The 9,690-nt window shown below is 63.0% G+C and carries 8 protein-coding genes; 6 read left to right on the top strand and 2 right to left on the bottom strand.

Going from position 1 to position 9,690, the window contains the following annotated elements; genetic code table 11:
- Nucleotides 1–147 precede the first annotated feature (147 nt).
- The 6 genes from AC1DMG_RS16580 (at nucleotide 148) to AC1DMG_RS16555 (ending at nucleotide 6,684) form a co-directional block, all read left to right on the top strand.
- Nucleotides 148–816 (top strand): glutathione S-transferase, encoded by a 669-nt coding sequence (locus AC1DMG_RS16580; protein WP_441604251.1) that lies wholly within the window; start codon nucleotides 148–150, stop codon nucleotides 814–816.
- 920 nt (nucleotides 817–1,736) lie between these two features.
- Entirely contained in the window at nucleotides 1,737–2,444 is a 708-nt protein-coding gene (locus tag AC1DMG_RS16575; protein WP_477180781.1) for a polysaccharide deacetylase family protein, read from the top strand.
- Nucleotides 2,441–3,553, top strand: a complete 1,113-nt coding sequence (locus tag AC1DMG_RS16570) for a glycosyltransferase family 4 protein (RefSeq protein WP_441604250.1) — start codon at nucleotides 2,441–2,443, stop codon at nucleotides 3,551–3,553. Before AC1DMG_RS16575 ends, AC1DMG_RS16570 begins: the two co-directional genes overlap by 4 nt.
- A gap of 165 nt (nucleotides 3,554–3,718) precedes the next feature.
- A complete protein-coding gene (locus tag AC1DMG_RS16565; protein ID WP_477178066.1) occupies nucleotides 3,719–5,050 on the top strand; it encodes a hypothetical protein in 1,332 nt (443 codons plus the stop codon).
- Between the two features lie 123 nt (nucleotides 5,051–5,173).
- A complete protein-coding gene (locus AC1DMG_RS16560; protein ID WP_441604248.1) occupies nucleotides 5,174–5,557 on the top strand; it encodes an ArsR/SmtB family transcription factor in 384 nt (127 codons plus the stop codon).
- A complete protein-coding gene (locus AC1DMG_RS16555; RefSeq protein WP_477178067.1) occupies nucleotides 5,554–6,684 on the top strand; it encodes an SRPBCC domain-containing protein in 1,131 nt (376 codons plus the stop codon). The genes AC1DMG_RS16560 and AC1DMG_RS16555 overlap by 4 nt, the downstream gene beginning before the upstream one ends.
- Nucleotides 6,685–6,740: 56 nt before the next feature.
- Here the strand turns inward: AC1DMG_RS16555 and AC1DMG_RS16550 are convergent, their stop codons facing one another.
- Together AC1DMG_RS16550 and AC1DMG_RS16545 are read right to left on the bottom strand one after the other, a co-directional pair.
- Nucleotides 6,741–8,102 carry a DUF2252 domain-containing protein gene (locus AC1DMG_RS16550; protein WP_477180780.1) on the bottom strand — a complete coding sequence of 454 codons (1,362 nt, stop codon included), beginning with the start codon at nucleotides 8,100–8,102 and terminating at the stop codon, nucleotides 6,741–6,743.
- A gap of 169 nt (nucleotides 8,103–8,271) precedes the next feature.
- Entirely contained in the window at nucleotides 8,272–9,651 is a 1,380-nt protein-coding gene (locus AC1DMG_RS16545; protein ID WP_441604245.1) for an Hsp70 family protein, read from the bottom strand.
- Between the last annotated feature and the right edge of the window lie 39 nt (nucleotides 9,652–9,690).

Raw genomic sequence — 9,690 nt, 5'->3', positions numbered from 1 at the left:
GGGTGCGCTCCCACAGACAAGCCCTGGTCACCGAGCATCGGCGCAGCGATTCGACGGACTCTGTTCACTGCTGCCACCGCGCTCTCCCGCACACCCGGCCATCCACCGCCATGCTAGCCTCCGATTTTCACCTCGCTGGCGGCACCCATGCTCATCGTCCACCATCTCAACAACTCCCGTTCCCAGCGTGTGCTCTGGCTGCTGGAAGAGCTGGATGTGCCGTATGAGCTGCGCAAGTACGAGCGTGATCCCAAGACCATGCTGGCGCCGCCGGCATTGCGCGCCATCCATCCCTTGGGAAAATCGCCGGTGGTCGAAGACGACGGGCAGATCCTGGCGGAGTCGGGCGCCATCATTGAATACCTGGTCGACCGTTACGACACCGGTCGACTGGCTCCGCTGCCCGATATGCCTGAGCGCCTCCGCTTTACGTATTGGCTGCATTACGCCGAAGGCTCGGCCATGCCGCCGCTGCTGCTGAAGCTGGTGGCGTCGCGTATTGCCTCGGCGCCGATGCCGTTCTTCGCCAGGCCCATCGCGAGGCAGATCGCCAACAGGCTGCAGTCGACCTTTGTCGATCCGCAGCTGGCCTTGCATCTGAATTACGTCAACAACGAACTGGCGCAGACCGGCTGGTTCGTCGGCAGTGAATTCAGCGCGGCGGACATACAGATGAGCTTTCCGATGGAGGCAGCCATGGCGCGCAGCGGACTGCGCAGCAAGCTTCCGCACATCGCCGCGTTTGTGAAGCGCGTGCAGCAGCGTCCGGCGTATCGACGTGCGCTGGAGCGTGGCGGTCCCTACACGCTGGGCTGATGGCGTGGTTCAAAGAGTGCGCTCTTGCGGGGGCTGGCCGGGGGTCTGCGTTTGGGTGGGTTGGTGATGGACCCTGTCCAAGCGCACGGCGTTGCCCGCAAGAGCGCATTTTTTGCGCCACGTCATCGCCGCTTTCGATGCGACGAAATCAGGAAGGTTTGCAACCGGTGCCGCAGGTGCATGGTTGCTGCCCGCTCACCCGACCTGCGGCCGCCCGGCTGCAAGCCTTCCTGATCTCACCGACATGCCGGCACGCCGATGCGACCACTGGCCGTATCGAGAACGCCGATGGGACGAATCCGCTTACAGCGTGAGTTCCTGCTAACGCAGTCGCCGGTTGTGTCGCGTTCGCGCAGGGGCGAACAGGCGGCGCTGACTGAGGCATATCAACAGATAAAGCGACGACAGGGCGAGGCCGCGCCATACAGCTGCGTCATCGCCAGGTCGCAAGATCAGTTGAACGATGGAGAGCACGAACAGCAGGCCCGACAGCACCATGCCGGCAGTTCGCCATCCGATAGCGCGGGAGCGGTTTGTGTGGATCGCCATGTCGATATTGTCGTCAGGCGATTCGTAAAGAATCGATATCGCCCAGCCGCGTGCGGCATATAAATCGCGTAAAGATTGCGACGCGCCGTTCGTTGGATCTTTCGAAACAACGAACCATCGCTTTGCTTGCAGCGCTCCGTCTCATGCGAGATGGACGTCCATCGTTCGACGCGCCGAGCACGCGCTAGACAGCCGCGCTTCATGCTCGCGAAAGTCCTTTGTAAGTTACAGACGTACGCAGTTAAAACGCTGTGTGAAGCGACAAGTCGGTGCAAGCAAGCGAAAGGTGGCTGCAGCTCTCGCGGAGTAACAGGGACACAGACTTTCCCTGTTACTTCATCCGAAGGCGCGTCGTGAAACTCCCCATCTTGATGTATCACAATATTGCGTCGGTGCCCGACGGCATCGATGTCTACCGCAGTCTCTATGTATCGGCCGCCAAGTTCTCGCGACAGATGGCCATGCTGCGAGCGCTGGGCTATCGCGGCCTGTCGATGTCCGATGCGATGCCTTACCTGCGCGGTGAGCGCACAGGCAAGGTGGCCGTACTGACCCTCGACGATGGCTACGTCGACAATCTCGAATCCGCGCTGGACACGCTGCGTCGCCATGGTTTCACCGCCACATGCTATGCGGTGAGTGGTTACCTCGGGCAGTACAACGCCTGGGACGGCGAGAAGCTCTGTATCCGCAAGCCGCTGATGTCCGTCGAGCAACTGYGCGCGTGGCATGACGGCGGTATGGAGGTGGGCGCGCACTCGCGCACGCATGTGCGCCTGAGCCAGTGCACGGATCAACAGCAGCGCGACGAGATCCATGGCAGCAAGGCCGAGCTGGAAGATCGCCTCGGCGTCGGCGTGACACAGTTCTGCTACCCGTACGGCGATTACGACGATCGAGCGGTGGATGCCACGCGCGACGCAGGTTATGTCGCCGCGACGACGACGGATCGCGGGCGCGCGAGTGCCAGCGCGACGATCGATCTGTGGCGCCTGCCGCGCATCCAGGTGGCGCGCCATCACGTGTTGCCGCAGGTGGCAGCCAAGGTCCTCACCGGTTATGAGGATCGACGCGCATGAAGCTGCTCTTCGTTGGAACCAATCCCGAGAACACGGGAGCTGCCACGCATTTCGTGGCCTTGGCGCGTGCGCTGTCGCAGGCCGGGCATCAGGTGGAAAGCATCGTGTCCCGCCATGGCCTGATCGGCGCAGGGATGCAATCGGCCGGTATTGCCACCTTTCCCAGCACATTCCGCAATGCGTTCGATGTGCGCGGCTATGCCACCGTGCTTCATCGCATCGCGCAATTCGCGCCCGACTGGCTGGTGGGCAACTTCGGCAAGGAATACTGGCCCTTGATCGTCTGCGGTCGCCTCACCGGTACGCCGGTGGCCTTGTTCCGCCATCGCAATCCGCGCATGAGCAAGTTGTCCGAGTATGGCGTGCCGCGATTGGCGCAGCGCTTCATCGCTGTATCTGAATACGCCAGAGATGCTTACCTCGCGCGAGGCGTGCCGCCGGATCTCGTGCACATCTCATATAACCCGGTCGACACCAACCTCTATCGTCCCGATCCGCAGCGGCAGGCGCAGGTGCGTCGCGAATTTGGCATACCCGAAGACGCCGTGGTGATGGGTTACGCCGGACGCATGCACGGCGGCAAGGGTGTTGCGCAACTCATGCAGGCTGCCAATGCCGCCATGGCCAGAGAACCGCGCCTGCACGTGCTGTGGGTAGGTAATGGTCCGGAAGAACACATGCTGCATGGCATGGCCGAGCAGGGCGGTGCGGCGACGCGGCATCACTTCACCGGTTGGGTGGACGACACGGCGCGCTATTGCCCGGCATTCTCCTTCCTCGCCTTTCCCTCGGTGGAACCGGAGACGTTTGGCCGTGTGGCCATCGAAGCAGAGTCGTGCGGGGTACCGGTGCTAGGCAGTCGCATCGGCGGCATTCCGGAAACCATGGAAGATGGCGTCACCGGGTTGCTGATCGAGCCAGGCGATATCGCCGCTTGGCGGGATGCGATCGTGACCATGTGCGACCCCGAGCTATCTCGCCGCATGGGTGTCGCCGCGCGCGTCCATGTGATGGAGTGTTTCAGCAATGTGGCAGTCGCACGAGATTTCGAATGGCTGCTGCGATTTGGTGGCGCACCGGTGCCCCATCTGCATCACATCGCCACCTGAGCAGGCTCAAGAACTTACGTCCATGTGGTCATGGCAAATGCTCATAAAGAGAGCTTGCTGCGCTGTCATCTCACTGTCATAAACCGTCTACACTCTGAGGTGATAGCGCCGGCGGGTTGGCCGCGCGCGTCCGTTTTTTCCGAGCGCTTACGTGGGGAGAAACACATGCGCAGCAAGCTGGCAGTTGCCCTGGCCTTCGCCGTATGCGCGACCGGCGCGCATGCCGATGGCAATAGCAATAACAATAGCTTCAACGACATCTTCACCAACGGCCACGTCGATGGCGAGTTGCGTCTCTACGACTTCGACCGACTGTACGACACGCCGGCTACACCCGACGCACATGCACTCTCACTGGCGGCATTGATCAACGCACAGACCGGCGCGTTCTGGGGTGGCTTCAGTGTCGGCGGCTCGTTCGTGACCGCGAATATGTTGGGCACCAAGGACGACAACCCCGCCAAGGTCGACACCTCGCTGATGGGCCCCAACAGTTCGCTGGGTGCCTGGAGTCAGGCTTATCTGCAGTTCAAGCGCGACTGGTTTCTGTTCCGTGGCGGTTACCAGTACCTCAATACGCCGTGGATGGGCGGCAATGATTCGCGCGTGATTCCTGCGTCGTACAACGCGGCGCTGGCGCAATTCACGCCGCTGAAAGACTGGAACATCTTCGCCATCCGCACCTTCAGCTGGAAGAGTCGAACCTCGAACGGCATGTACGACGACAACCTGTACTACCCGTCGAAATACAGCGGCGATTCGATGTACGGCAATAACGGCGCGCTGCCGCTGACGGCGCCCGAAGCCAACGGCACCTGGGCCGCTGGCACCAACTACACCGCCGGCGGTTTCAAGGGCGAAGCCTGGTACTACGATTTCCTGCGCTTCGCGCGAATGGGTTACGTCAACGGCAGCTATACGTTCACCACCGGCACGCCGTTCAATCCCTTCATCGCCGTACAGGCGCTCGAAGAGAACAGCAGCAGCGACAACATCCTCGTGCAGACCCATACCAAGCTGGTGGGCGTGGGGGGCGACCGGGTGAAGGCCCAAGCGTGGGGTGCGGACATCGGTACGTCGATCTATGACGGCCGCATCGACTTCTCGTACAACAAGCTCGAAGGCGAATCCGGTGCGGTCGGCAATGGCGCGCTCATCTCGCCGTATACGGTCAACTACGCGACCGATCCCCTGTTCACCACGTCGATGATTCGCGGCCTGGTCGAAATCGGCCCGGGCCACGCATGGAAGGGCCGGGCGCAATACAACTTCTTCGACAAGAAGCTGCAGTTGGTGGCGGCCTACGCGAAGTACGACTCGGTCGAACGCGGCACCAGCCACGACTTGTACTTCGACATCATCTACAACATGGACAGCGTGCTCAAAGGCCTGCAGTTGCGCGACCGCTGGGAGCGCTCGGTGGGCGGCATCGCCAACCTCAATCCGGGCAATGAGTCGTTCACCTATAACCGCGTGATGATCTCGTACAAGTTCTGATCGACCCGCGCTGGCGGCGCGTGGCCGCCAGCGCCATCCCGCGGCTTGCATCGATCGCGCGTTCACGCCGTCGCGACAAAAAAGTGCTTGACTGTCGATTAACCAAGTGGTTAATTGACGACCATGGCCACTACCCAAGACAGCTTGTCGCTCACCTTCAGCGCGTTGGCCGACCCCACGCGACGCGCCATCCTGACCCGCCTGGCCAGGAGCGACGCCACCGTCGGTGAGCTGGGCGAACCCTTCGACATGTCGGCACCGGCCATATCCAAGCACCTGCGCGTGCTGGAAGGCGCCGGCCTGATCGCACGGGAAGTGGACGCCCGCTGGCGTATCTGCCGTCTCCGGGCGGAGCCCATGCATGACGCGCACGATTGGCTGGAGGCCTATCGCCGTCATTGGGAAGACAGCCTGGATCGACTGGTTGAGTTTGTCGAACAGACCCATCGCGCCGATGCAAAGAAGCGTGGCAAAGGCGCCCCACGTGTACCGAGGAAAAAGCCATGAGCACCCAAGCTGCAACGTTCGAGCTGGAAATGACCCGCTTCATCCGCGCGCCGCGGGAGAAAGTGTTCGATGCTTTCACTGACGAATCCGCGCTTGCCGCATGGCACTGCCCACGCGGCCTGCATGTTGGCGAGGTGGCGACCGATGTGCGAGTGGGCGGACGCTACCGCGTCACCATGGTGAAGAAGGACGGCACCGTGCACGGCTCCAGCGGCACCTACCAGGTGATCGAGCGGCCCAAGTTCCTCGCCTACACCTGGGCCTGGGATGGCGAAGGCGACCTCGCTGCGCGCACCACGCTGATCGAGGTGACGCTGACCGAGAAAGACGGCGGCACGCAGCTGCACATGCGCCACACCGGCTTCCCCGATGCGGCCATCCGCGACGACCACAACCAGGGTTGGACGTCTGTCTTCAACCGGCTGGCGGACTATCTCGATCCAGATGGCTCAGCCGGATCTGTGGTGTTGGTGGGCAGTCCGATCAGCCCGTACGTGCGTGCCGTACGCATGGCGATGGCGGAGAAGGGCGTGGCGTACGCGCTCAAGTCGGTGGCCCCGCATTCGGCCGAGGCCGATGCGATCCATCCGTTCGGCCGCATCCCGGCCATGTACGACGGCCCGCTGCAGTTCTATGAAACGCGCGCCATCCTGCGCTACATCGACGAAGCCTTCGATGGACCGGATCTGCTGCCCACCAGTGGCGTCACCTCGCGCGCCAGGGCGGAGCAGTGGTACAGCGTGTTGGACGATTACGGCTACGACGCCATCGTCTCGCGCTTCATCCTGCAATACATGTTTCCATCGGGCCCCGAGCCGGACCGCGCCATCATCGACGCTGCGTTGCCCGATATCGACCGCCTGTTGGCCACGTTGGATGCAGGCTACGGCCAGCGCGATTTCCTGGTCGGCAACACACCGTGCATCGCCGACTATCTCGCCGCGCCGCTGCTCTATTCGCTGGCGCAGACGCCGGAAGGCCCAGGCCTGTTGGCGAAATATCGCAACGTGCAGCGAGCCATGTGGGTGATACAGGCACGGCCCAGCTTCATCGCGGCGGAGGCTGCCGTCGAGGGCGATCGCGCCGCCTCCAACGTCACGCCGTTGCGCAAGGCGAGCGCTGCGTAACGAATGATGAGTAAGCAGGCCGGAGCAACGCTGCCGTTGCTCCGGCCTCGCAGCACTCAATAGAGCGGCGTGCCTGCGTTATAGGCACTCACGAACGACTGCCAGTCCAGCGAAACTTGGGCCGCGTAGTTGAAAGCGAATGTCGACAATTCCGACTGAAGTCCGCTTGTGCTGCTGACCGCAGCGGTAATCTGCTTGTCGATGCTGTACGACACGATGGCGCTGTTGTAGTCCTGGTCGGAGATCGCGTGCGCCGAGGCGAGTGCCTGTCCCAGATACGTGGCTGCCGTGTTGAGCTTGCCCGCGCTKCTGAGCTGGGTGTAGTCAAAATCTTCCTCGAACGGCGACTTCTCGTGGAAGTAAAAGGCCATGCCATTGATGGTGGCGTAGCCGATCAAGACGTCCGCGTTGAGGGTCTGCGCCTTGGCGGTCATCGCGACGCGATTGGCCTCGTTGTTGCTGTAATCGGCGGCAGGCAGCTGGCCGTTGTCGGCCTCTGCCACCACGCTGCCCAGTTCCTGCTTGAGCTCGAGGATCACATCGTCCGAGGTCGACGTCGATGGGCCTTCGATCAGCACGTAGTAGCGCAGCTTGCCCAGGCTGCCCACGCCGGAGCCGAGCTTCTGGCGGATATCCTTCACCTGGTAATAGCTGGCCGCGTAGCGCTTGGACGATGAAATGCTGCTGATATAGCTGTTCATCGCCGCCACGATGGCGTTGTACGTGCTGCTGTTGACCGCGGCAAGGGTGCCGGCGATGGTCTGGAAGGTGCGGGTGCTGCCGCTCACCTGGGTGTACTTGCTCAGCAGGCTGGCGCGCGAGTCGCCCTTGGAATCGCTGATGGTGTCTTGCACGGCGCCGGAGGTATTGCCGTTCTTCAGCTGGAAGCTCAGCTCGTCGCTGCTGCCCTTGAAGTCGTTCATCTCGCTCATGTACGCCGACACCATCGTATTGATCGCGGTGGTGATGTCGCTGTCGGCAATGCCGTTGGCGCGGCCGGCCAGCACCATGCTGGTGGCGAGGCGGCGCAGGTCCCACACGTACTGGCCGAGATAGCCCTCGTCGAAATCGTCGGCAGAGAACACGTTGTTGCCGCTGCTGTCCTGCCACGCACCGAAATTGCCGATGTGCGCATCGCCGCCGATCCAGGTGAAACCCGTCTGTGACGTCGTATACGCCGACGCCGGGAGCGTGGTCATGTCCTGGTAGAAGATGTGGTCAGTGCCGCGATAGAAGTTGAACGCGCTCGCCGCCATGGTCGACATCTTGGTGGCGAGTTCGGCGCTGTCCGTGGCGGCCAGCGGATGATTGGTGTTGTAGATCTGCGATACCACCCAGCTGGTACGCGACGTGGCTGCCTGGGCAGCCGAAGCGAACAGCAGGCCGGCCGTAGCCAGTGCCAACAAGGCCTTCTTCATTGGGTCATCCCCCCGGATGCGTGAACCAGGCGCGGACCACCCGCGCCGGACAAGGTCGCCGCGGATTCAAGCAATGCGGGGTGACAGCGGCATGACGCTGGCAAGGCCGGCAAGACCTTGCGACGTCGTCAAGGATGGGGACGAACGACAGTGCGTCCGCTGAAGCGGGTCAGGCGGTGACTTCGCTCGCCGCCACTGCCAGCCCGGACACCACGCCCAGCGACGGATCGCCGTGCACCAGCGGAACCTCGGGGAAACACGACTGCACGCGTGCCTTGACCTGGGGCGAGCGCGAGGTGCCGCCGGTAAGGAAGACGCTGGCGGGCAGGGTGGCCAGGTCGTCGCGCACGGTGGTGAGTGTGCGCTCCAGCTGGATGAGGAAGGGCTCGATGGCCGTGTCCAGATCGCTGCGCGTGGTGTCCACGGCGAGGCCGTGTTCGATGAAATCCAGCGGCGCACGATGGGTGATGTCGCTGCTCAGCATGATCTTGGTGCGTTCGGCCGTCTGATTGAGCCGCGTGGTGGCGCCCAGTTCCTGCAGGGCACGCAGGCGTGGGCCATAGGGCGCGGCGACCAGGCGATAGTTCTGTTTGCGGAACTCGCGCTGCTTGGGCAGGTTGTGCACGCTGGCCGCTTCCACGAACTGGTGCTGCGGAATGCGCACGATGTCCTTGCCCATCAGCGGCATGAAGCTGTGCAGACTCACGCCCACGTCCAGATCGGTGCCGCCCTTGGGCAGGCCCCAATTGCGCGCGATGAACGGCGATGCGTCGCCACCCAGCTCCGCATGCGTCACGTCGGTGGTGCCGCCGCCGATGTCCACGATCAGCGCGTGCTGCCGGTCGCTGAGGCTCTTGTGGTAATGCATGGCCGCTGCGGCGGGCTCTTCCAGGAAACTCACCTCGTCAAAACCCGCCGCCGCCGCCGCTTCGCGCAGAATCTCCATGGCCTGTTCGGAACCTGCCGCGCCCATCGAGCTGCGGAATTCCACCGGGCGTCCAATCACCGCGCCGCGCACGGCTTCACCGAACTGGCGGCTGGCGGTGAGACGAATGTGCTCGAGAATATGCGTGGCAATGTGCACGATCACCTTGCGCACCTGCGGGTCCAGTCGATAGCCGAACATCGACTTGGGCGATTCGATGAGGTTGCCGCCGCCGCTTTCCAGATAGCCTTCCACCGCGTCTTCGCCGAACAGCGCATGCTGGAAGCTGGCGACCGAGGCGGTGGCCGCGCGCGCCTGTTCTTCCATCCATTGGCGGCGGACCACGCGCAAGGCATCGCGGCGCAGGTCGGCGTCCGAGCGGGCCGCCTCGTTGCCTGCCGCAGCGAGTCGGCGCAGATCGAGTCGGGCCGAGCGCATATGGGCTTCCATCTGCGCTTCCAGCTCGGGCGTGAGCTCGAAGTCGTTCGGGTCAGGCACCAGTTCGGGGAAATACACGGCCGTGCGGAACTGCTCGGCGGCGCCGAAGCGCACGAGCGTGAGTTCGCCGCCGATGATGGCGGCGGCCGCCGAATAGCTGGTGCCGAAGTCGATGCCGATGTGCATAGAGAAGCCGCGCGCTTAGGGGCAATCAACCATTATCTC

This window comes from Dyella sp. 01N36, from assembly GCF_056399745.1.
Note: the sequence above shows the minus strand (reverse complement) of the source record. Positions and strands in the feature narration are given on the sequence as shown.